This is a genomic window from Pseudobdellovibrionaceae bacterium (genome assembly GCA_020635075.1).
Taxonomy (GTDB): domain Bacteria; phylum Bdellovibrionota; class Bdellovibrionia; order Bdellovibrionales; family UBA1609; genus JADZEO01.
The window spans coordinates 12105-35600 of record JACKAM010000005.1 but is presented as its reverse complement, the minus strand read 5'-3'; the positions used below and the strand labels follow the sequence as shown (position 1 = coordinate 35600).

The 23496-nt window shown below is 49.7% G+C and carries 22 protein-coding genes and 1 riboswitch; of the genes, 11 read left to right on the top strand and 11 right to left on the bottom strand.

Features of this window, described 5'->3' with window-relative positions:
• Positions 1-296 (top strand): hypothetical protein (locus tag H6624_20185; protein ID MCB9086672.1); only part of this gene is annotated, 296 nt, incomplete at its 5' end.
• Here the strand turns inward: H6624_20185 and H6624_20180 are convergent.
• The 5 genes from H6624_20180 to H6624_20160 form a co-directional block, all read right to left on the bottom strand.
• The gene (locus tag H6624_20180; GenBank protein MCB9086671.1) at positions 293-1708 is read right to left on the bottom strand and encodes a twitch domain-containing radical SAM protein; all 1416 of its coding nucleotides are present in this window, start codon (positions 1706-1708) and stop codon (positions 293-295) included. The two genes, H6624_20185 and H6624_20180, sit on opposite strands and share 4 nt — an antisense overlap.
• Before the next feature lie 16 nt (positions 1709-1724).
• Positions 1725-2573 carry a hypothetical protein gene (locus H6624_20175; protein ID MCB9086670.1) on the bottom strand — a complete coding sequence of 283 codons (849 nt, stop codon included), beginning with the start codon at positions 2571-2573 and terminating at the stop codon, positions 1725-1727.
• Positions 2506-4143, bottom strand: a complete 1638-nt coding sequence (locus tag H6624_20170; GenBank protein MCB9086669.1) for a glycosyltransferase family 2 protein — start codon at positions 4141-4143, stop codon at positions 2506-2508. The genes H6624_20175 and H6624_20170 overlap by 68 nt, the downstream gene beginning before the upstream one ends.
• A gap of 66 nt (positions 4144-4209) precedes the next feature.
• Positions 4210-4788, bottom strand: coding sequence for a hypothetical protein (locus H6624_20165; protein MCB9086668.1), 579 nt, complete (start codon positions 4786-4788; stop codon positions 4210-4212).
• Positions 4785-5903, bottom strand: a complete 1119-nt coding sequence (locus tag H6624_20160) for a radical SAM protein (GenBank protein MCB9086667.1) — start codon at positions 5901-5903, stop codon at positions 4785-4787. Before H6624_20160 ends, H6624_20165 begins: the two co-directional genes overlap by 4 nt.
• A gap of 287 nt (positions 5904-6190) precedes the next feature.
• On the opposite strand from H6624_20160, the gene H6624_20155 reads away from it, so the two are divergent.
• The 5 genes from H6624_20155 to H6624_20135 are packed head-to-tail and all read left to right on the top strand — an operon-like array spanning position 6191 to position 10389.
• On the top strand, positions 6191-7450 hold the full coding sequence (locus tag H6624_20155; protein MCB9086666.1) for a hypothetical protein: 1260 nt from the start codon (positions 6191-6193) through the stop codon (positions 7448-7450).
• Complete coding sequence (locus H6624_20150; GenBank protein ID MCB9086665.1) at positions 7447-8403, top strand: glycosyltransferase family 2 protein; 957 nt, start codon at positions 7447-7449, stop codon at positions 8401-8403. The genes H6624_20155 and H6624_20150 overlap by 4 nt, the downstream gene beginning before the upstream one ends.
• A complete protein-coding gene (locus H6624_20145; protein ID MCB9086664.1) occupies positions 8400-8681 on the top strand; it encodes a hypothetical protein in 282 nt (93 codons plus the stop codon). Before H6624_20150 ends, H6624_20145 begins: the two co-directional genes overlap by 4 nt.
• A complete protein-coding gene (locus H6624_20140) occupies positions 8681-9814 on the top strand; it encodes a radical SAM protein (protein MCB9086663.1) in 1134 nt (377 codons plus the stop codon). The genes H6624_20145 and H6624_20140 overlap by 1 nt, the downstream gene beginning before the upstream one ends.
• The gene (locus H6624_20135; protein ID MCB9086662.1) at positions 9811-10389 is read left to right on the top strand and encodes a hypothetical protein; all 579 of its coding nucleotides are present in this window, start codon (positions 9811-9813) and stop codon (positions 10387-10389) included. The genes H6624_20140 and H6624_20135 overlap by 4 nt, the downstream gene beginning before the upstream one ends.
• Here H6624_20135 and H6624_20130 read toward each other — a convergent pair.
• The 4 genes from H6624_20130 to H6624_20115 form a co-directional block, all read right to left on the bottom strand.
• Positions 10386-11486: a radical SAM protein gene (locus H6624_20130; GenBank protein MCB9086661.1), complete on the bottom strand. Its 1101-nt coding sequence runs from the start codon at positions 11484-11486 to the stop codon at positions 10386-10388. The genes H6624_20135 and H6624_20130 overlap by 4 nt on opposite strands.
• Complete coding sequence (locus H6624_20125; protein MCB9086660.1) at positions 11486-12760, bottom strand: radical SAM protein; 1275 nt, start codon at positions 12758-12760, stop codon at positions 11486-11488. The genes H6624_20130 and H6624_20125 overlap by 1 nt, the downstream gene beginning before the upstream one ends.
• Positions 12760-13938 carry a radical SAM protein gene (locus H6624_20120; protein ID MCB9086659.1) on the bottom strand — a complete coding sequence of 393 codons (1179 nt, stop codon included), beginning with the start codon at positions 13936-13938 and terminating at the stop codon, positions 12760-12762. Before H6624_20120 ends, H6624_20125 begins: the two co-directional genes overlap by 1 nt.
• Positions 13939-14023: 85 nt before the next feature.
• Positions 14024-16039: a Tad domain-containing protein gene (locus H6624_20115; GenBank protein ID MCB9086658.1), complete on the bottom strand. Its 2016-nt coding sequence runs from the start codon at positions 16037-16039 to the stop codon at positions 14024-14026.
• A 125-nt stretch (positions 16040-16164) separates the two neighbouring features.
• Between H6624_20115 and H6624_20110 the strand changes: the two genes are divergently transcribed.
• The 5 genes from H6624_20110 (at position 16165) to H6624_20090 (ending at position 22122) form a co-directional block, all read left to right on the top strand.
• The gene (locus H6624_20110) at positions 16165-17052 is read left to right on the top strand and encodes a hypothetical protein (protein MCB9086657.1); all 888 of its coding nucleotides are present in this window, start codon (positions 16165-16167) and stop codon (positions 17050-17052) included.
• Positions 17049-17969 carry an ABC transporter permease gene (locus H6624_20105; GenBank protein ID MCB9086656.1) on the top strand — a complete coding sequence of 307 codons (921 nt, stop codon included), beginning with the start codon at positions 17049-17051 and terminating at the stop codon, positions 17967-17969. The genes H6624_20110 and H6624_20105 overlap by 4 nt, the downstream gene beginning before the upstream one ends.
• Before the next feature lie 35 nt (positions 17970-18004).
• On the top strand, positions 18005-18793 hold the full coding sequence (locus H6624_20100) for an ABC transporter permease (protein ID MCB9086655.1): 789 nt from the start codon (positions 18005-18007) through the stop codon (positions 18791-18793).
• A 130-nt stretch (positions 18794-18923) separates the two neighbouring features.
• Positions 18924-20030 (top strand): beta-N-acetylhexosaminidase, encoded by a 1107-nt coding sequence (gene nagZ / locus H6624_20095; protein MCB9086654.1) that lies wholly within the window; start codon positions 18924-18926, stop codon positions 20028-20030.
• Between the two features lie 47 nt (positions 20031-20077).
• A riboswitch (cobalamin riboswitch) is annotated at positions 20078-20205 on the top strand.
• A 12-nt stretch (positions 20206-20217) separates the two neighbouring features.
• Positions 20218-22122: a TonB-dependent receptor gene (locus H6624_20090; protein MCB9086653.1), complete on the top strand. Its 1905-nt coding sequence runs from the start codon at positions 20218-20220 to the stop codon at positions 22120-22122.
• Between the two features lie 202 nt (positions 22123-22324).
• On the opposite strand, the gene H6624_20085 is transcribed toward H6624_20090, so the two are convergent.
• Together H6624_20085 and H6624_20080 are read right to left on the bottom strand one after the other, a co-directional pair.
• On the bottom strand, positions 22325-22924 hold the full coding sequence (locus H6624_20085; protein ID MCB9086652.1) for a hypothetical protein: 600 nt from the start codon (positions 22922-22924) through the stop codon (positions 22325-22327).
• A complete protein-coding gene (locus tag H6624_20080; GenBank protein ID MCB9086651.1) occupies positions 22924-23493 on the bottom strand; it encodes a hypothetical protein in 570 nt (189 codons plus the stop codon). The genes H6624_20085 and H6624_20080 overlap by 1 nt, the downstream gene beginning before the upstream one ends.
• Between the last annotated feature and the right edge of the window lie 3 nt (positions 23494-23496).

Genomic DNA, 23496 nt, shown 5'->3' with positions numbered 1-23496 from the left:
ATGTCAGTGGCGAGGGCCATGTCTTTCCTTGTTGCTGGACCGCAAATCAGCTCTACCCTTGGTACCGCAAACCTAAGACTGGGGAAATCTGGAGCCTGCTTGGACGGTTGCCAAATGGGCTGGATGACCTCGACGGTCGCCGACGCCCAATCTCAGAAATCATCGACGGCGAGTTTTTCCAGAAGCTGATCCCCGGAGGATGGGAAAAACCCACCTTTGCCGAGGGGAAGATTTACGTCTGCGCCAAAACCTGCGGTAGCCGTAAGTTTGATCCCTTTAAGGCTCAGTTCCGCTAGGCCGGCCCTTCAAGGAGCTCTGCCATCTCAGGAAAGACCTCATTAAAATTCGTACCACGAATACCGTCCATCAAACGGATGTATTCCCGGAGCTGGGGCATACGCCGAGACCAGTCTTCGGCTTTCATAAAGCGAATCAACCCCTTTAATCGGGAAATTCCGTACTGGCTGGCAAAAAAGTCCTGATCCCCAGCAAAGCGATCTTCGAGCCAGCCATAAAACTCCTCATACTTTTTGGCGACCTTCTCTTTAAACTCAGGAGGAAGAACTTTGATATTCAAATGAGCGGGATGATATACTAAATGAACGTTAATGAGTCCCGCACCCAACGGCCATGGGTTGATTTTTCGATACTTCTGCTCCAACTTCCATTTAATAAAATCTGGTAGATAAAAAATGTTCAGCACCTGAATCGCACACGCGATCGTCACTTCGATGTTATCGGGAGTGGCGTCAAGCCGACGCAGCTGAGCCTCGATGTCCTTCCACTGGCTTGGGTGGCGGATGTAGTCATTCATCGCGCCAAGGCTGTCGATGCTAAAGTGAAACCGCACCCGCTGAAAGTGATTCCACAATTCGAGCAAACGATCGGGAATCTCAATCCCATTACTGTTGTATCGCAATTCAATATGATTAGCATGGCCTCGGCGAATGCATTCTTCTAAAAGTGTATAGTGTTCCTCAATGATCGTTGCTTCACCACCAGCAAAGTACAACTGGCGCATATTGGGCAATTGATCGTATAGCTGGTCCCAAAACGCCTGATTGTCTACATGCCAGTTATAGGTGGCCCCATCCACCTTTCCCTTGTTACGCCACTGCATGAGATCTTTGAGTTCCGGGTTTTCGATCTGTGGATACAGACGATTCCAGTCCCCGACCCAAAGGGAACTGTCATGGGGCGAACACATCACACATTTCAAGTTGCACTTTGTTCCCAATCGAAGGTCCACATAGGTGATTGTGGGAGGAACACTTCCGTCCTCGTCCGTGGCCTCGACGAGGTGACGCAAGCTCACCCGCTTGCTCCAATATTCTGTTTCCCAATTACGCTTGGAGCGGTGACCCGCCTCCTCTTCCTTGAAACACTTTAGACAGGATGCGGGTATGTCTCCCCTTAGCATCATCTGCCGAACATCACGCATATACTGGTTATTCCAGGCACTCAAAAGGTCTGTTTTATTGAGGTTCGCCGGTCGGCCGTTCTCGTTTTTGAGAATGCCCACCTCACCGCCATACTTTTTGTCCTGAGTTGCCCCAACAGAAGAGGCGTTGGCCGTACAACACAGGCGCAGGTGTCCATTTGGTCGGGTGCTCAAGTGAATCCACGGAAGAATACAAAAAGTTGGGCTAATTGCCTCGGCCCGAAGCTCTTCATTCTCATCAATCCTCGGTGCGTCCACATTCGTCATCAAAATCACTCCAATTTTATCGGACCCCAATGAGCATATATCGCTCATAGTCCTGCAGGCTCATACTGCCCTCATACAAAACCGTGTCCATCGGTGCGGAGGCCTTAAACGCCTGAATACTATCGACACAGTTAACGTGTTCCTTCCATTCAAAGAAGTTGTTCGATTGCAAAACAACCACTTTTCCTTTGGGGATCCGATCATACCACAGGGAGAACTCCTGAAGATGCTCACAACTTGTATTAATAATGATATCAGGACCCTGCTCAGGAATGGAAAAGGACCTCAGGAACTCCTCATCTAACCCGTCCGGGGCACCAAGTGGAAGGTGGTACATATCAAAGGTCGCGGGCCTCATTTCCCAGTTTTCTGCCCACAAGTGCTGACGGGCAATCATATCCATGACCTTTTCACACTCGGGATCAATATCAAAGCTCCACATGCGACGAAAGTGGCCAGGCATCAACCACAACATCATCAAACCCAACATTCCATACCACCCGCCGAGAAGGTATATATTATAGGGGCGCTCTGGCAGCACGGTCTTGAGCATTTCAATTAACCACAATTTGGACTCGATTTGGCCGTTCGACAAAACTTGAATCATCCGCGGGTAATATTGGCGATCCAGTTTTTTTATTCGCCGAACAAAGGTTCCATAATCACCCTGGTCATTGGCATAAGCCCACTTTTGAACGGCAGTAAACAGAACTTCCCCAGCATCCGCTGCCATCAACTCACGCACCACCCTTAGGACCGAGCGACAGGTGATTTCTGCTACTGGCGGCCAATGAAGTTCAAGACTCCTCGCGGCCGAGTAAGTGTTGGTTCCATCTGCGGGCAGAAGCGATTTGTAATCGTCCACGCAACTTATCCTTCCATTTATTCTTCAATAAATCACGATTGAAATAAATCTCAAGGGCGCGAAAAATCTCATCATTCAGATTATTCAAAAAAAGTGTTCGCACAGAACGCGACAACAAAAGGTCCTTAAAAAGGGCGCTGTGAAAGTACTCGCTGCGCAAAAAAGGATGATGCAAGTGAAAGACCCGCTGGGGACTAAGATAGAATCTTAATCCCTCCCGGTGAGCCCGAAACCCCAAGTCCGTGTCCTCAAACCCGTAAGCTAAAAAGGTTCGGCGGAACCAACCAAGGTCTTTAAATTGCTTTCTTTTAATCGACAAACAAAACGTCGAGACATAGCGCCAACGCATGGGCGTTTGGTTCCAATCCTCAGTATATGCTTGAAACATTTCCCAATAGCCGCCTCTCTTTTCCTGAGTGTGCTGGCCAGGTACTAGGTCCTCCCACAGATGAGTTCCAGAGGAAAACCTCTTTTGAATTTGCAGGCGACAAGGCTGTATCAAATCGTAATGTTGATGAATATCAACCAAGTGATCTGTATAGGAGGGAGGAATCAGAATGTCTGAATCCAAGAAACACAGAACCTCCCCCTCCGCCCATTTAACCCCTAAATTGCGGGCAATCCCGGCACGAAATTGACTATCGCCCATCTTTCTACTCCCGGAGCGAGGGAGGTAAAGGTAGGTGAACCCACAGACGAGGTTCTGTTGGCTCAACCACTGAGCTAATCTTTTATCAGTTTGGTCTGTACTCCCATCGTCAACCACAATGACTTCATAGGGGACTTTGGTTTGTTGTCGGACAATGTTTCGCAAAGTGGTGAGTAGATGGGCCGCATTGTTGTAAGTCGGGATAATATAACTGACCCGTGGCTTTTCTGATCGAGGCCGAAGTCGCAGATTCGGATCGACGACGGGGTCCATTTCTCGTTCCGGATTACTCTCTGGATGATAAATCTCGTATTGCTCCGGAGGAGATATTTTTAGGTCCGGATATCGTAGAGACAAATCCTCGAGAACCCGGGCCACTTCTCCAGCTGAGTAGTATTTGTCTTCAGCCTCCCGCTTGTAACAGAAATAGAACCGTAGTTTCTTCCATCTCTCTCTGGGCAGAGCCTCAAAGGGTGCCAAGAGCCCTCCGATGCGGTCCACCACCCAGATGTACTGAACGACATTCCATTTCTCTTCTACTTCCTTGATCAATGATTCGGTGTTCTCATTCCACTGGGTAAAAACAAACTCCAGGCTGACCGCCTGGGGATCTACCAACCGGGAAAGTAGTCGGTAGTCGGCCGCGGTCAAAGATTCGCTCACCCGTATCACCAAAGGCCAACCGGCTTGGAGGATACTGGCGACCAGGTCCCTCCCTCCTGACTCGAAGATGGAATTGCAGCTAAGGGCGATGCGATCGTACTCCCCGAATCGGGCTTTCTGGAGTTCTTCAGCAATTTTTCCTTTGTTTCCCTCCCGCTTCATGCCGACATCCGAGCAAAACTCACAGCTGTACCTACAGCCGACAAAGGCCGGCATCAGATACCATCGCTCAACATTTCTTACTTCTGACTGGGGCAAACAAACCTCCACTAATGCCTAAGCTATGAAAGCAGAGGAGGCTTGGCAATACGAGGGGCTAAATTCCTATTGATGCGGCGTCTCAGGGGCCTCTTGGACCGGGTCAATGCTGAGGGAATTGACGTTTAATCCTGGTGGCTGGCTTATGACCCAGTCAAGAAGATCGACCACGTAGGCGGTGGAGAGCTTCTTTTTGCCCGGATGCTTCTCCTCTGTCTTTGGCGTTTGTACATAACCCATCGAGAGATAGGTCACGCCAATTCCGTTCCCTTTGGTCGCACACCAACAAAGATTTTGGCAGAGACTCCGCAAACTTTTTTTCTCGACGGGATACATCCAATTAGATGCTCTTGCCCCCACATCGGCAGTACTGCCCAAGCATATCAAACGGCCCTTTTTTCCCTTTTCCGACCAGGTTCGCCAAACCTGCTCCACGAGAACACTTTGGTTAAACCTCCAAAGGGCGGAACAAAAAATGACCACATCATATCCAAGGCTCTTCTCGGCAAACTCGTGTCGACCCTGGTCCGTGGTCAAATCAAACCCATTCGAACGACTTGCAAACTCTGCCTTTGGCCATCGCTGGGCAATGGCGCTGGCAATTCCATACTCGGGATTTCCCGCCACAAAAACTGTTCGGCTCATGGGTTAGTGATTTCCTTTCCACTCAGAGATTGACCCAAAAACGTCTCATCACCTGGCCACAAGGGCATTTGGCACCCGGCCCGCCGTTTGGGGATTTTGCTATCTGCACTGCTGACACAGGACTTTGTACAACAAATTTGTGGGCGATCAAAAAGCTTAAACCCTGTCTCGATGTGTCCCAAAGGTTGGTCGTTACAACTATAGCTTCGCTTGATAAATCCATCGGGCTCCCTGATAACCAGACTTCTAAAGCCCGAGCTACACTCCCAACCTTCAAACTCATTGAAAGCAAACGCATTAAAACGCTCGGCCTGGTCCACATACCACGGAAATCCCGTCTCATCGGTCAACTCAACTTGCATTATTTGGGGGGGAATTCCCTCGGCACGACCCAGCCGGTCCACTTCACTTCGCGGCAGCACCACCTTCGACTTGGGCCGGATGGAAACTCGTTTTTCCTCACTCAAACGGGAGTGGGTGTACTGCCGCTGAGGCATTCCATTTTGCATTCGATCCAGCTGATCTTTAGTGTACCCCTCAACAACCCGGGTGGCATTTTCGTTACTCTGCGGCTTGAGTGTGACGTTAATTCCTGACTCATGAAAGTAAAGAGCATCTTCCCAAAGAGCGTTAAACCGACCGGGAACCATAACCATATTTATGGTGACCTGGATGTCTTGACTCTGCAAAAATATCAGCTTGTCTTTGAACTTCTCCCGATCTGCAAACTCAGAGTGGTAACTTGCCGTAATACTCACCCGATGGAGGTCTTTTGTCGCATCTGCATATTTTTCGAACCAACGAATTCCCGGGCTGCAGTTGCTTGTCATGTGAATCGTTTGATAGTTGCAATGACTTTGATCATCAGCATAGTGCTTTACAATATCCAAGTACCCAGGATGCATTGTGGGTTCACCACCACTGAAGGAAAAGTGAAAAGAGTTAAAGCCTCGCTCCCGCGCTTGACGCTTAATCTCATCAAGGGTGGCGATAACCAACTCCGTGGAGCGATGATCTTTGGTTCGCGTGCTCGCGTAGGGCCAACAGTAGGAACAGCTATAGTTACAGTAGCGGCCCAATAGCCAGCTCACACAAAAAAGGTCGCGAAAAAGCAAACTCCTCTGCCCAACCCGCACAATTTGTGAAAAGGGGATTTTTCGAAAATCGTATTCCGACCAAACGTCTGCTGATTGACTCACCTCCTAGTTGTATTGGACTTCAACCCCTCTAGACAAGGAGTTCACCCGCCCCGCTGGCGCTTGGGGCGCCGCCCCAATTGAACGCCAGTGGGCGTAACTCCCCTGTAGAATTGCCAAGACCACCGAACCTGAGCATAATTGGAGGTTGGTTTACACAGCACCCCCTCCCCAGCTGGCTGGGGCCTCGCAATGCAGGAGTAGAAATGTTGCGCACAATTCTCAGAGGGCTCTTGGTGACTTCGCTGGCATTAGTACACGGGCTTTCCTTGGCTGCAGAAACCAGTGGCCCAGAAATTCCCGTCACACCACCCTTGAACGGAACCATTGTGAAGTATCTGTGCGAAGGATCGGGCACTACCCGCGAAGACCACCGGGTATTGTACTCGAAGGGTTCCCTGTGGGGAATTCAGGTGGTGAATCTCGCCGACAAGGGAAAGTCTAAATCCAAGGAAACGGAAACCAAACCGGCAAGTGGGGAATCCTCCCTTTTCCAAGATGTCTCGCCTTGGCAGTATCTGCTTGGGATTCCTTCGTTTGAGGAGTCGGACACCTCTTATCGACTGATTAAAGTCAAGTCGGGTGACCTGGCCAACTTAAACTCCATCACTCCTGGTCAGTTCTTTGAGGGCACCCTCACCATAAGCGACCCTTCAGTTAATAAGGAGGACTATGAGGCCAAGGTTAATGTTGTGGTTCTTTCCTATCAAAGGGAAAAAACCAAGAGTCTACGAATGCAAAAGGTGGTCGCACTCACTCTAAAAACTGAAAACCTGATGGGTGATGGCAAATCACTTGAGACCCTTATTCACTATAGCCCCACCCTTAAGACTGTTATCTATCGTTCGACCAAAGAGGGTGATGAAGTTCTCCGCACCTGTTGGACCCACAAGATGGCCTACGATCAAAATTTACGAAAAAGCCGAAACACCGTCGCGCTCACTCTCCCTCCTCAGGGATCACAATACACTTATATTTGTAACGGGGACGTCCGTGATCTTGAGTATTTTACCAATCAGGTCGACCCTGATGGAACCGTTAGAACGACCGTAACCTACAATCACAGCGCGCCGTATTTTGTTTCCGGACTCCCTTGGGAGTATTATACCTATTTCGCACAGGAATACCTCCCCGGACACACGGTGCCAAAAATCGAATCCGTCGGAGGATTCGATGACCTCAAACACCCCCAAAAGCCCGGCTCCTATATCGGCGGAGTGACCATCACGACCGACGGCAAAAAGAAAGAGTGGCAGGCCAAGGTCACTGTCTTCGATGCTATAAAGATGAAATCTCCTTATAAAGACCCTGAAGAGGTCCACGAAGTCAAAACGACTCGGTTTTCCGGCAGCGACTATGTGATCTCTCGGACCTTTTTTATGAAGAAGCATCAGATCCCTTTTATGTTTGAAGTTAAATCTTCTGAAAAACCAAACCGTAGCTGTTGGCTCACTTCATTCCGATGAAAATTAGCATTGTTATTCCCACCCACAACCGCAAGGAATCTCTCTTTAGACTTCTCCGTTCAATTGAGCTCCAGGAGATCAAAAAGTCCGATGTCGAAGTCCTGGTGGTATTTAACCTTCCCAATTCCACTTTAAAAAACGAAGTCCATGAGCGCTTTAGAAAGAGCATCAATTGCACCGTTCTGGTCTCGGGAAGACTTGGTGTAAATTACGCCCGCCACATGGGTGGAAACCACGCCCTCGGTAAAATTCTGGTGTACCTGGATGACGATTGCCGACTCAGCGATCCGAAATACCTTGAAAAGCTCCTCGATCTGCACAAGGCGCACCCAGAAGCTGCTGCCATCGGCGGCCCCTATTCCCTTCCAGCAGGGGCTGGATCCATTGAGCGGGTCTATCACCAGATTTCATTGAGTTGGTTGGAAAACTCTGTTTTCGATGCACCATGGACCCGCAATCTCGTCGGGGGCAATGTTTCCTATAAGCGATTTGTCTTTGATCGGGGCTTAAACTTCAATTCCAAAATCCGCTTTGGTGGCGCCGAGACTGACTTCCATATGAGACTGCAAAAACATGGTCTACGCCTCCTTTATTCTCCAAGCCTGGTCGTCGAGCATTGGCTCGAAATGTCCCGATTTCAGTTTATCCGCAAGGGATTTCTCCAAGGGGTTGGATTTGAAACTCGGGTGATGAAGGGACTTCAAATTCCCAATGCCACCAAGGCTAACCCTCTGCACACTCCCATATGGAGTCCAGCCGAAAAGAAGCTGGTGACCCTTTATGACTATGCCTTTCAAAAAGGGCGGCTCTGGGCCCAGAATACGCGCAACAAGAATTCCCGCCGCCGCAATATTAAAAATTTTGCTTCAGCAAGCCTTCGCGAGGACCTTCAGTACCTGAATCACTTTTGGCAAAGGATTCCTTTTCTTACCGGCACCGGGTCCACAAAATGAGTGAACCCAGCGCGATCAGGGAGTATGACTTTCATCCTGACTGGGATCACCTCGAACGCTTTTTGCAACTGTACCAGGAACTTCACAAGAGCCAGAAACGCCACACCCTAAAGGTTCTGGTGACCAGTGATTTTTATTCCACCCTGCCCGGCTACCCAAATCGGCAGCGAAATTCATGGATGACTTTGGACTATGCCACTCAACAGATGAACCGAAGCTTCAGCCGCGATCAATCCTTAGTTGATTGCCTGGTTGCCCTGAAAGAGGGTCAAAGCTGATGAATAACCCATTTGGTCACCAGCTCTACAACTGGCATTTGGAGATAAGCTCCCGATGCCCGCTTAAGTGCCCCCGCTGCACTCGAACTGAGTTTCCCGGAACCTACCGGGTGACCCAGCTGGGGTTGGATTTCATAAAGACCCTGTTTACCCCCGATTTCCTTAAATCCGAAGTAAAGCGCATTACTTTTTCCGGTGGCGTGGGTGACCCTCTTTACAATTCGGAGCTGGCTGAAATCGTAGCCTACATTAAATCGTCCCACCCTGATGTGCAGCTCGTTTTGATTACCAATGGCAGCCACAAGCCTCGCCAGTGGTGGCAAAACCTCTTGCACCATTTTAATGGCCATGACGAAATCATTTTTTCCATTGATGGCTGGGACAATGAATCGAACAATCTTTACCGAATCAATTCCGATTGGGAATCGATTATGGTTGGTCTGCAAGAAGCCGTTAAGTCCTCCGCCCTCGTTCGCTGGTCTACAATTATCTTTAGATTTAACGAACACAAGATTGAAGATATTCGAGAACTCGCAAGACAGCAGGGCGTGGACAGTTTTCACGCTGTGCTCAGTGAGCGCTTTGGAATGCATTACGTAAATGAAGAAACTGGCATTGACCCCCTTGAGCCCTCGGAGAGCTTTCGAAGCTCTATTCCCCGAACCCAGAGATTTAAGGAGTCCTTTAAGACCAACCCAGGAAAGCACAGAGGCGCCCGGGAGACATTTCGTTCTATCGATGATTCTTTTAAAAAGTCCTATGAGGACACTTTGGCCAAATACCAGGGTTTTTATATTCTTCCCACCTGTAAGTTCGGTTACCGGGGAATCTACGTCGACGTGGAGGGCATCCTCTATCCCTGCTCCTGGGTCTCACACCAGTTTGACAAAAAGGCATCTCTCGTTAATCCAGAAAGAGTGCTGCACTACGAAGACGGTTTCTATAAATACCGAGACCGCCTTAACTTGAGCAAAAGAAGCCTCCAAGACGTCATCAGTGACCCTCTTTGGGGTGAACTCGAATGCGGCTGGAAGTCAGAGGAGTCCGCCTTTATTATCTGTGAACGCAAATGTCTGGCTGCCAACTCGGACCAGTCCCAGCTTAAGACTAAACCCCTAAAGGAGTTGTCATGAGCGCCCCGTCCGTTCTTGTCACCGGTGGCCTCGACGGAGTCGGCAAGGAAATTTGCGACTACTTTGCCCCGAACTCCATGGGCATTAGCCGGCGAAACGGATTTGACATTGGAAGGCCAGAGGACCACAGGCGCATTGTTGAGCTGAGTCTTCAGCACGATATATTTGTTAACCATGCACACAATGGACACTTTTCCGGCCAGACTGATTTACTCTATGAAGTCTTTGAAGCCTGGGAAAAGAATGAAAAAAGTGGATTTATCGTTAGCACAGGAAGCTTTGCCACCTATATGCCTCAAGGTGGGTTTAAGCGATACAGCGTACTCAAGCGAGCCCTTGAGATTGCCAATCAACAGTGCTGTAAAAAAATAGAGACCGGACTGGTTCCGTTTCGCATGACCTTGATCAAACCAGGAATGCTCGATACCCCGGCAAGCCGGGAAAAGCCCCACTGGAGTGGCAACGGAGTCCGTGGTCGAGATCTCGCCGAACTCATTCGATTTCTCTATACAGGCCCCAAAGACTTGTTGATGAATGAGGTCACCCTCTCGGCCATTTTGCCCCAACCAAGCTAATCGCCCACATCAAGATTGTCGATGCGACTGTTGCTGGTTCCCTGCATGCCGGTAAACTCGTAGTCGGAGCCACAGGTTCTCCCACAGGCAAGGAGCTTGGGCACTTCGTCATCCATGTCGCCACCCCAACTTTTGAGCAACTCAGACTTAAACCAAGGGTGTCCAAGAATTTCGGCCAGACTCTTTTCCTCGAGACTGTTGAACCCCCGACCATAGCGAGTCCAAAGCTTTTCCAACTGTTCTCGCTGGGTATTTGGCCTCACGAAATATTTAGGGGCTCCAGTCCAACAACAGGGCCAGAGCTCACTTTCAAAATCAAGATAAAGGGCTCCCAGGTGCTGATATTTACATTTGATTCCTGTTTGATTCACATAGGCCTTCCAGGAACCAAACCGCTCAACAATAGAGCTGAAGTCCTTAAGGTTCTTGTTGGCCCCAGCTTCAATTTCACCACCACTCGTTTTTACTCTATCTGTGGCCTCACCCGACTTGTAGTTTTTGTCCGTAACAAACCTTGCCGTTGCTTTACAGTTAAACTGAGAAAACCCCAGTTGCTTTGACAGACTTCGCGCCTCTTCCACCTGGTGCTCATTATGGGAAAACGTCAACCAATCCCATCGTGCCCGCCCCCCTGAGGAGATAAAGGCCTTACAGTTGTCCATGATTTTTTGCCAATTGGCATTCACCCTGTAGAGGTGATTTGTCGACTCTAGGCCATCAATCGAAAATGCCACCTTGTCTTCTGGTTCACACAGGATTTTCCCTAGCTCACGCCACCAGTCTGTGGTTCTTATCGAGCCATTTGAAAATACCGTAATCCGCCGCACACCTCGTGAGCGCAGAAACTCCACATCCTCAAGCAGTCCCGGCGCCGCAGCCGGGTCTCCATAGTTGCCGCAAAAGTAAACGTGATGAAGCTGCCGGCTTAGGTCCTGATCAAAAAGACTCTCATAGGATTGTCGAGGAATATCGCGAATCGGCAGCTCAGCATTTGGCTTCCCTTTTGTCGTCCGCGCGCACTGGGGACACAAAAGATTGCACCGACTAGTGGGCTCGATATGGATTTCCCGAATCTGTTCCCGGAGCAAGTAGGCCATCAGAGTCCCGATCCCAGCTCTTTGGTTTGGTCGGCTACCAAATGGGCATACTCCGGACCCTTTGCCTTCGGGACACGCAAATCAAGGTTGTCCGTACACCGCCACTTAGGACAAACAACAGGTTCTTTGGGCAATACAAAAGACGCGTCCAAGCTGTAGATATTTCCTAGCTTTCCTCCGACATGGCACGAGCCGATGTAGATGTCTCCGCTCGGGGTGATCTTCATGTGCTTAGTGCCCGCCCAGCACAGCCAACCCTCAAAGTTATTCTTTCTCTCAAAATTTAATTGATTGTAGTGGTAGCCCTCTTCAACAATCCGATCGTCTTGGGCAAAAAAGAGCCTGAGAAACTTTTTGGGCTCCCCGGCGAAAAGTTGACGGATCGTCTTTTTCTCCTCTTCGGTATACCACTCCTCACGATCTTTGATTTTAGCAATCACCTCTTTGTCGACCGAGGATACCACTTCGTGGTCGGGAGCCTCCATTGATTTGCCGTGGACCGATGGGGTCACCTTTGACTTAATCTGCACGTCGTTTTCGTGTAGATCTTCTGCATCCATTCGGTCATGGTTCACATCAAATCCCAGCTTCTTTGTTGGCATCTGCTCGTTGGAGAGCCCCCTCAGGGGACGAATATAGCGAAATTCAATCTTCTCCACCCCGGCCTTTTCCAGTTTACTCTTCATTTTCAAAATGTTGTCAAACTGGCCTGGGTACATCATAAATCGAACCAACAAGGTCTTTCTCCGCCAACCCGTTTTGGCATTGGGAAAGCCCTCCAGTTTTTCCTGCTCCTCGTTCCACTTACGCCGCCAATTTTCAAGGGCAATGATACGCTCTGTGTATTCCTCGGCCTTGCCTGCCATGATTTCGAAGTGGAGACTCGCGGTGATGTTGTTTAAATAGGGGTAAAGCTCAAGGAAGTAATCAGTTTTCCGCGACAGGTTCGTGGTGATCGAAATATCATAGGCCCCTTTCTTTCGAATGTAAGCCATCACCTCGGTCAAATAGGGAATAATCGTTGGCTCTCCCCCACAAATGGACCACATAATGTTTGATCCATAGGCCCCCTGGAGAGTGTCAACCAGACGGATCATCTTGTCCTTGGGAACATGAGGCGTCTTGTTGTCGTGGAGGTAGTCAGCACAGTAAGAACAATCAAAATTACACCTTTTGCCAATGTACCAGTCCACGGAGAAGGCGCCATAAGGATTGTGCTCGTACTTCATTGCTACAAATTCACCAAAATCCTTGAGCCCGTTTTTTTCAGTCACTACTTGACCCCCTGATCTGGTGAAACAAGTTTTTCGTCATGGGATTGGGACATAATTGGCGAATAAGCATCCCCGCAAGTGCGGGCACAACGCTTAAGCCTCCCGTCCCCCAAGCTGGCCTCCCAGCTCTTTTCTAAGTCCTCCCGCAGCCATTTGTGACCAAGGACGTCATTCCAAGAGTGAATGCGGAGGTCATTGAAGCGGTCCTCATAAACCTTAAACACTTTTTCCATTGTGTCCTGGCGAATTGCCGGAACCTTGAGTTGTTGATCGCGATTAAGAAAGGTTCCGCTTCGCGGAATAATGTCATTGGCCAAATAACAGCAAGGAAAGACCCGGGCCTCGGCGTTGACGTAAATGCGGCGGAATTTGTTACGATAAAGGCAGTTGATTTTTGCCGCTTCAAAGTAGCCATCGGGTGATCCGTAACGCCCGACGAGTTCTTCAAACTTGCTCACTTCTTCGTTGAGATACTCCTTTATCGTTGGCGGCCGCAAGGTGTATTCCACCTCCCCTTCCCTGGAATAGACCGGCCACTGCTCCGGACCCAATGGAGAGTAATTAAAGCGCGCCGTCTTACGCACACGAAACTGTTTAAAGCCCATTTTTTTAGCTAAGGTTCTCGCCTCTTCCACCTGATGCTGGTTGTGCTCAAATACAATAAAATCCCAGCGTGCAATTCCCCCCGCTGCAATAAAGGCCTCGGCCGACTCCATGATTTTGTTAAAATTCGTGTTCCGCCGGTAAAGGGAATTAGTCTCTTTAAGACCATCTATCGAAAAAATTCCTAAATCACTTTGCCGATAGTGGGAGTCCGTACCCTGTTTACGAGAGCCCAGGAGCCGCCCCAGTTGCGACCACCAATCTTGGGTTCTTCCACTGGCGTTGGAGTAAAACTCCACCGTCGCCTTGGTCTTGGACTTTACAAACTCCACCGCCTCAAGGGAGTGCTTGGCAACCATAGGATCACCGTGGGTACCGCAAAACAAAACATTGCGCAGCCCTTTAAGACGGCTATCGAAGACCCGGGGAATGTCATCCTGGGACCACTCGGCTAGCTGCAACTCAGGGCGGGTCGCTCCGCCACAAAAATTTCGGTCACACATCGGACAAGCGGCATTGCACTTGTTGGTGATTTCGATGTGAAGTTCTTCGATTGTTTCCAGTCGGTGATACATGTCAGATCCTCAGGATTTATTAGACCGAGGCATGAGTGGGAATTCAAGGCTTGGCGACTCATCACTGCCGCCTGGCGGCAGCAGTTTACCAGCCGGGACCACTGGGCGGATTCAATATGGGCCCTGGAGGCTCACCGGCCCCACCGATCGTGTGAGCGTCGGAGAAAAGCGCGTGCCGGCTGATCAGCTTGACCGAATATCCCGTGCGTCCCCCTCCGGCAGCGCAGGACCCCGGCACCTTGATACTCAGATTGTCATCGGGAGTTGCGCACTTGCCAAAATTCGGTGGAAAAGCATAGTTCACCGCTCCCTCGGCAGGGGCCCATGAGGTGAGCAAATGTTCTTTTTGGCTCACAAACCAGAACGCTTCGAACTGTCTTTTTCCATAGGAGGCCGCCGCAGTCATCTGATTCTGCACAGAATAAAAATCCAGATCACCCGCCCCTGGTCTCCAACCCAAATCGGGCCGTAGCTTTGTCGGCCCGGGAAAGGGCAGCACACTACGATTATCTCTCATCCGGGTGAAATAATTGATCGCGGCGTTGGGCTCCACCGAGTAGTAGGTGATGTCAAATAGGTCCGGGGAGGCAATGGAAATTTCGTAGTTGCGAACCGGAGACGCTGCATTTATCTGATAGTCCCATGCCAGAGGGTCCACCGGACCGCCGCCGGATTCATACGTCCCAAAATATTCGTTGTAACCGATGCGTAGGCCTGTCAGCTGCTTCAGACTATTGAGCGCCAATTTGGATTTTAACCCCATTGTGTCTCCGGGAAATCGGGAGTAATTGGGGAGCCGGGTGATGTCTGTCGGGCTGTCCATTAACCCATTCTGCTTGGTCCGGGGAGGAATCAAGATGTCCGTTTTATCTCCTGTCGACTCACTGGCAGATCGTGGCCAGCTCACTCCATACCAGGGTCCAATGCGACCACCAAATGGTTTTGCGTAAGCCCGCGCCTTCATGGAGATCGCCGGTCCAAAGGGAAAAAATATTTGCCTCGGTTGAGTCTCAGCCTTCACTCCCACATAGGCCATATACCAGGGGTTTTTTTCCACCCCCATCGACATATGCATCACATCCTGAACTGGAGGCTCGCTCACCATCCAAGGCTCCAGTTGGGTTCCGTTCAATGTGGACATCAGAAACGTCCTTGCATTGTTATCTCCCGGGAGATTGCGAATATGGACAGGGTTTGAGTTACAGGCATTTCCGTCCTTGATGATGTCAGTATAGTAAACCGTCGGCCAGGTTTGGATCTCTGGCAGCCAATTGGCCCGGGGAACGTTGTGAAGAGAATTGAAAATCTGAAAACTAATTCGCGAGGGGTTTTCTTTGTTAGAATAGGTCAGGTTTTTTTCAAATGTTTTAAAGGCCCCGGTGTAAACTGAATTCCCATCGATATCGAGAAAGTCGTCGGGGTTGCCATTCGACAAAGTGTCGGCCAAACCAAAAATCGCCATTTTACGGTGGGCCTGGTCCACGCGAAAGGCCATTAGAGACATTGCCCCAAACCAGTAGTTGTAAGCCCCGTGGCGCTCGCACTGGCTGTTATATTGATTAATTAGTGACTGGGACAGAGCCGAGATCATGCTGTTGATACCCAAAAACGGGGCCACGTTTTGTACTGTCGGCAGGGGTGGAATATCAATGTTTACTTTTTTGCAGAGGTTTTCGTTCTGCGGTGTATTTTTCCAAATCGGCCAATAGGTCACGCAAATGGAAGGGGTATCGCTCCACGGAAACATCCCTTCCGTTTTATCGTTTGTGTAAGCGGGATGGGTATAGGGGGAATCCTGGAGCCCCAAAGTTCCCAACACGCGATACCGCCAGGACAAAACCTTCCACGATTGGCGAATTTGATAATTGGAGTGAGCAATACCATTGAGAAGTTCGGCCTGTTTTTGGGCCGCATAGTAGGCAGCGAAGTCCACCGAGTTTTGCAGATTGATTTTATCGTGGACCACCATAGCCACATTGATGGTCATCGCAAACAACACAAATAAGACCTGGAAAATCATGGCCACAAAGATCGCCATTTGGCCCTTTTGACTGCGGCCAATGTGGAAGATCCCTTTCCACCAATCCGTATTCCTCATCATTTTTTCCTCATCCTCACCATGATAGCAAAAAACTGCCAGATTTCCTGCATTTGGACTGACAAATTTTTTGACAGAGAGCGCCCGGGCGGGACAGACTGAAAACGTTCATGGGAGGTCAAAAGACCATGGTCCAGTTCCGGAGATTCTATCTACTTATCGGCTGTTTTTTCCTGGGGTTAATACCTTGGTCCATACATTCGGCTCAGGCCGAAACTATGTTCGAGGGCTACTACAAAATCGTCAGCGGAACCACCAAGATCGGCTATTTCATCCAAAGGTACGAGTTTGACCCCAAAACAAAGAAGTTCATTTCGACTTACTTTATTCAAACCAATGACTTAGGGGGAAATACCACGGAGAGCCTCAGAGCTTTTGCCGATGATAAATTCCAACCGGTCAGCTACCAATACACGGTCAAAACCCCGCAAATGGTTAAAACTATTGATGCCACCTTTAAGGGCACAATCATGAATGCGGTGATCACCACAGGTGCTAACGCCCAAACGGTATCGAAGAAGGTCCCGAAAGGAACTTTTCTCAGTACATTCCTTGGCTATTTGATTTTGCAAAAGGGCTATACTCCGGGGAAGAAATTTAATTACTCGGCCGTTGCAGAAGAAGACGCTGAATCATACAACGGTGAAGCCTATGTAAAAGAACAGCAGACATTCTTGAATAAGCCTGTTTTTAAAGTGCTCAACTCCTTTAAGGGCGTTAAGTTTGTCAGTTTCGTCACTGAAAAAGGAGAAGTTCTTGGCACGCAGTCGCCACTGCAGCAAATTGCCACGGAACTCAGCCCCTCGGCCTCAAGCGCTACGGAAGGATTCACCTTACCGTCCGGTCCTCTGAAGATTCTTTTTGGCAAAGTTCCCCTAGGAAAGCCGAACATTCTGGCCGGGTCTGAAAAGGCAGAAAAGGCGCCTGCTGAAAAGGCCCCTGAACCGGCACCGGAGCCAGAGCCGGAGAAAAAAGAATCCGCACCCAAAAAACTCCCGGAGAAAAAAACTAAGTGATTCAATACATCCTGCGCAGAATTCTTGCCACAGTCCCGGTGGTCTTAGGGGTCTGCACAGTGACTTTTTTGCTCCTTCACCTGGTGCCCGGAGATCCTGTCGACATCATGCTCGGGGAACAGGCGGCAGTGATGGACAAAGAGGCTCTCCGGCGAGAACTGGGGCTGGATTTGCCTTTACACGTCCAATACGGCCATTACTTGCAAGGACTTGTCACCCTAGATATCGGCCGCTCACTCCATTCGCGCCTGCCCGTCAGTGAGGAAGTGGCCGAACGGATCCCGGCTACCGTGGAACTCACTCTCGGATCGATCTTGCTTGCTCTGCTTTTTGGCATCCCCATGGGAATTTTAGCAGCCGTCAGACAATACAGCTGGATTGACAACTCGGTTTTGGTTTCTGGTCTATTGGGAATGTCTATTCCTGGTTTTTTTCTCGGCCCCTTGCTGATTTGGATCTTTGCTCTTCACTTGGACATTTTTCCCGTCAGCGAGCGGGGTGGGATTGAACACCTGGTGCTTCCCGCAATCAGCTTGGCCCTTCCCTTTGGTGCGATTCTTATGCGCATGACCCGGGCCTCGATGCTCGATGTGATTAAAGAAGAATACATCAACGTTGCGCGCGCCAAAGGACTTCACCCCGTCTGGATTTATGCGAAACACGCCCTGGCCAACGCCCTTATGCCTATCATTACCATTGTCGGTTTGCAGATGGGTGCTCTATTAACTGGAACTGTTATTACTGAAACGATTTTTGACTGGCCCGGCATTGGAACTTTGTTGTTTCAAAGTATTCAAAGCCGCGACTACCCTCTTGTCCAAGGATGTATTCTGCTCATTTCTCTGACCTATGTTGGAGTCAATTTGTTGACCGATCTGGCCTACGGCTTGGCCAATCCCAAGGTGAGGTTGTCATGATCTTTGCTCACCTGAGGCAACCCAACAAGCGACTGATGTTTATCGGCGCAACCATGGTCTTATTAATGGTCATTGCCGCGATTTTTGCTCCCCTTTTAGCTCCTCAAGATCCAAACCTTATGTCTTTAACTGAGCGTTATGATCCACCCTCCTGGCATCACCCATTTGGCCTTGATGAAAACGGCAGCGATGTTTTGGCCAAGGTGGTCTACGGAGCTCGGGTTAGCCTTGGAGTCTCGCTGAGTGTTGTATTGGTGAGCCTTCTGGTTGGGCTATCTATTGGTTCACTGGCCGGGTTTTTTGGTGGCTGGCTCGACAATCTAATTATGCGAATCATCGATATGATCTATGCTTTTCCCAATTTCTTGCTCGCTCTTGGACTCGTCGCCGTTATGGGTCCCTCGGTAAATAACGTCATCTTTGCCATGTGTCTGACCTCTTGGACCGGCTACGCTCGCCTAGTTCGCGGCGAAGTTCTGCATCTGAAGGAGCGCGACTACGTGACCACAGCGAGAGCCCTGGGCGGCAGCTCAATGCGGCAAGTTGTCGTACACATATGGCCGAATCTCGTGGGTCCCCTGGTGGTCAACGCGACTTTTGCCATGGCGGGCACCATCATCGCCGAGTCGAGCCTGAGTTTTCTTGGCCTCGGGGCTCCGCCAACCACCCCAACATGGGGAGCACTCCTTAACTCAGGGAGAAAAATCCTTCTTGAGGCCCCTCACGTCAGCCTGTTTCCTGGGATTGCGATCCTTTCCCTTGTTCTTGGATTTAATTTGTTTGGAGACGGACTGCGTGATTTTCTGGACCCCAAAAAACACTGAAACTTAGCTGGACCCTGGCCCAAGTCGTGAAGATGGTCTCTTTGATTTTCGACCTTGCCCATGGTGAAATGAATACTTAGTCTTAAGTTCGCGTTTTTCCATAACTTGAACGTCCGCTGAGGTGAAAAAGGTGAAGAACAAAATTGGCCAACATCTGATTATTGGACTCAAAGGGACAAGCCTTACCAACGAAGAATCCAAGTTTATTGTCGATAACAATATTGGTGGGGTGATTCTTTTTGACCGCAACTCTGAATCACCTGAGCAATTGCGCCAGCTCTGCCTGGACGTTCAGAATCTCCGCCACAAACTTCCCGACAAGCAGCCCCTGTTTATTTCCATTGATATGGAAGGTGGCCGCGTGGCCCGTCTCAAGGCTCCGTTTACCCGTTGGCCGGCGGCCGCGAAAGTGGGCGCCCTGGATTCTACCTCTGTGGCCTTTAAATTCTCTAATATGATGGCTGAAGAGCTACGCTCCGTTGGAATCAATTTGGACTTTTCTCCCTGTGTTGACGTCCTCACCAATGAGGCTAATACCGTTATCGGCGATCGATCCTTGGGCAAGGACCCAAATGTTGTTGCCAAGCTCGCCTCGGCCCTCGTTCGCGGTTACATCAAAGGGGGAGTTCTACCCTGCGCCAAGCACTTTCCCGGCCATGGGGGAACCATCATTGATAGCCACGATGACCTCCCAGTTGAACAGGCTGACCTAAAACAGTTAATGGATTTAGATTTAATTCCATTTAAAAAGACCTTTCGCGCCCGCCTTGATTTTGTGATGACCGCCCATATTAAGTTCCCCAATATCGATCCTGATTATCCGGTCACTTTATCCAAAAAGTTTTTACAGGATATTCTCCGCGATGACCTTCGCTATCGAAACCTGGTGATTTCTGACGATTTGGGCATGGGCGCTCTGGTCAAACATTACGACATCAAGGAAATTCCGGTTTTAGCTCTGAACGCCGGTTGCGATATCTTGTTGTTCTGTAATGATTTTGATCAACCGGGAAACTCCATTGAGGCTATAAATAAGGCGATCGACAGCAAACAGATCGACCTGACTCGCCTCAATGCCTCCTATGAAAGAATTATCGGCGTTAAAAAAGAGCGGCTCACTCAGCCGGACCCCCTGCCTTTGAGTGAGGTCACCAAGCTCGTGGGACACCCAGATCACCTGCGCCTGTCAAAAGCCATCATCGAAGGGGAAGTTCCAGAAGACCTTGTCGGCACCTGATCTTCCTCGACCCACCCGGCCAATATAAAATTTCCTAGTGCCCTCTGATCTCAAGAGGGCTAGATTGTTTTCATTCGTGGAATAGAGGGAACTCCGGTGGAAATCCGGGACTGTGCCGCAACGGTGATCAAGGAATGGCCTTGTAAGTCCGATCGCTCCCCACGGATTAATCCCGAGCAGGAGGCCCATGATGAATCCCGTTTTTTTCACCTTATCATTTTCTCTTTCGATTTTAGTTTTCGGCTTTTCCGCATTCGCCAGCGAGGTGGATTACCAGGAAATCCCTGAAGACATTGTCACCGCTCCCCGCATCGATTCCTTTTCCGAACGCAGTGGCGGCTGGCCGAACCAAATCATTCCTACCACCAGCAAACAAAAAACTTCGCAAAATTGGTGGACGGGATGGGAGGAAACCCAGGGCGTATCTGGTCGCTACGAAGGCGCTCCCGCTATTTCCGTTCGTGGCTCCGTCAAATCTGATCGCAGTTTACTTTTATGGGATGGCATTCCTTTAAACCTGGCAGACGGACTCGGACCATCTGAACTGCTGATCCCAACCGAAGTCATTGGTGTGACCCATGTCTTTAAGGGCCCGGCCTCTGTTTATTACGGGCGTTCGGCCTTGGGTGGAGCTCTGCTTAATCAGAGCGAAATATCAAATGTTCCTCGGGTCCGGCTAACAACTGGAAGCTTTTCTTCCTCCTCCGCCGAAGGGCGCATTCCACTTATGACTCAGTCGGGAGCCTACCAAGCCTCATTTATGGGTGCTAAGACCGAGGGCGATTACCGATATCAAATGCGTAGCAATGATCTGTCCGGAACCCGAGCAAACAACGGATCTGAACTCCAGCGCTACACCCTTGTCGGTCAGTCACAAATGGGTCCCTGGTCGATTGAACCCCTCTTGCTCTATGCCCGCAAGAAGGGGGAATACCCCGGGCGGTTGGATGATCCCGCCACCGCGTTTACCCCCGGCAGCGGAGTTTTTGACCGACAGGCGAGCCTCATCGGTTTGCGAGCGACCAATGAACTTGGCCGCGATGAGAGCTTTTCCTGGCTCATCGCCGGCATACGCTCGGATCAGGATTCAGATCCTAACACTATTCTTTATAGCCACAGCCGGACCGATCGACTTTACCAGGGACTTAATTACTTCACCAAAACCAACAGCGATTGGAAAGTAAAGCTTTTTGCCGATCACTTTGTTGACGACTTTACTGCGAACTATCTTTCGGACCAAAATCTTCACTCGGGGGAATTGGAAGTCGGCACCAGCCTTGAAATCCCCACCTCCCCTTCCACATTTCTTCAACCGGCAATTCGCTATCTTGATGAATACAACAAGGGTGTTGCGGCTCTCGGGTTTTTTCACAAGGATGATCAATTTGAAAAGTGGATGACCTTTGGCCAGGGCTTTCGCCCGCCAACCTTAGCGGATCGTTTTTGCAACAATGCCTTTTGTCTTGGCAATCCAGATCTTCAACCCGAGAGAAGTGAACAAATTGAAATTGGTTTTATCACTTCAAAGCAAAACTCTCCTCTTCCGGCCAACAGGGAAGGCCGGCTCGACTACGGTCTGTCGATCTTTCAGATGGACCATCGCGATTATTTCGAGTTCACCACCGTCGGCCTTCAGTACCAAACCATCAATAGTGGTGAGGCCTCCATCTTTGGCGGCGAATTGTTCTTCCAATACGATTCCGGCGGCCTCCTGAGCAAAATTTCCCTCACCCACTTAGACGGAGAAAACCGTACTCTCAATCGCCAGTTACTGTTGGTTCCTGAGTGGCAAGGGAGCCTCAGGCTCAGTAAATCACATGACCGTTGGGGTGTGTGGTCACAACTGAAGTACACCGGCTCCTATTTAGACCAACGGGATTCCGCCGGTCCAATTCTAGAACTCGGCAAAGTATGGACAGTGGATGCCGGACTTACATTTTCCCACAAGACTTGGACTCTCGAACTCTCCGGCCTCAACCTCTTCGACCAAGCCCTCGAACGCCGCGCCGGCTACCCTGACCCCCAACGCGAACTTCGCCTACAAATCATTTTCCCCAGATCCACCATAGCGAAAACAGCGTCCCCACGGTGACGCTGTATATTCTTTAGGCTCTACTCCCGGTACAAAATGTAAACTATGTTTTGGGCTGCTCGCTTCGCTGCGGCGTGCATCGGAAAAAGAACCTGGAGCCAGAATTAAATTCTGGGGCGCCCTTTCTCCTAAGATCGTTGGCGAGTACTTACTTGTTCACTTGAGGCGAATGAAGTGGCACTCTGCCATTTAGACATACAGTCTATTTCAGCATGGGTACTCCGCCCTCAAAAACAATGACTTGGCCTTTTTTGAGAACTTGGAACAAGTTCTTTCCGCCCCAAGTACCATCTTTCAAAACCTCAATCTTTTGTGCACCCTCAAGATAGTTGGGGCTCCAGGACACCTTTAATTCGCCATACACAGCGTGACCATAAAGCATACTACCGTCAGTAACTGTGAATTCTTGCGGGGTCCCATAGAGGCCAGAAAAAATCACCGGATGTTTCAGGGCGATCTTAAGACCGTACAAACGAATTTTTGTCCCATATTCAAGGTCCGCCTCAGCCTTTACCAATACTCCCTTTTTGAAAGTAAGCTTAGCACTTCTAGGAAAAACATAATTTCCCATAAACTTAAATCCATACTTTGCCTGTGCGAGAAGGACGCCATCTTTATCCGGGCCATTAAGGACCCGAAGTTCTTCCAACGGCCATCCGCAGTGAGAATAGGTCTCGAAGTATTTGACCAATATCTCTTCATCCTTTGCCACTTCAGTGGCCTCCTCAGCCAGGATCGTTAAAGATCCAAATAGGACGGCTAGTGATAAAAGAACAAACCGAACCCCGTTCACTTTTCCCATTACCAATCCTCCGTTTCACGCTCCAGCTTCAATCGCCGAATGACCACCGTTGCGGGACCCACCACCTTTTGCCCAAGGATGGTGGCATCCTTTTCCAAGCGGATGTGAACATCACTTGAGTCATGAAATACCCCCTCTCCGCCCAACAAGACTTCGGATCCCTTAGGAATCAAAGATCCCTGGATAATGGTGTCCTCCGCCAAAATAAATTGCCGTGGTTGCCATGTGCCCGATTCCTTGGGCGTTCGGAATTCAACCCACCTCTGATAATCAACGCCAGCGCCCCAAAACTTAGACTCAGTACCCCCGTGTACCTTCAGATGTTCCACCGCGCCGCTCTCAACTGTCAACTCATCGCCCAACCCAAAATAAATTGGACCAATCCAAAATGGCTTAGTTGGCCATCGACTACTCGGTCCAATACTGGGTATCGGCACCTTCCCAGGAAAATTCTTAGTCGCACAATATCGAATTGCGCCCATATCATGCTTCTTGGCCTCTGGCTCGCCAGCCACATAAGGAACAAACAAAAATCCAAAAACAAAGATTACCAAAACTCTGCTTAACACAAC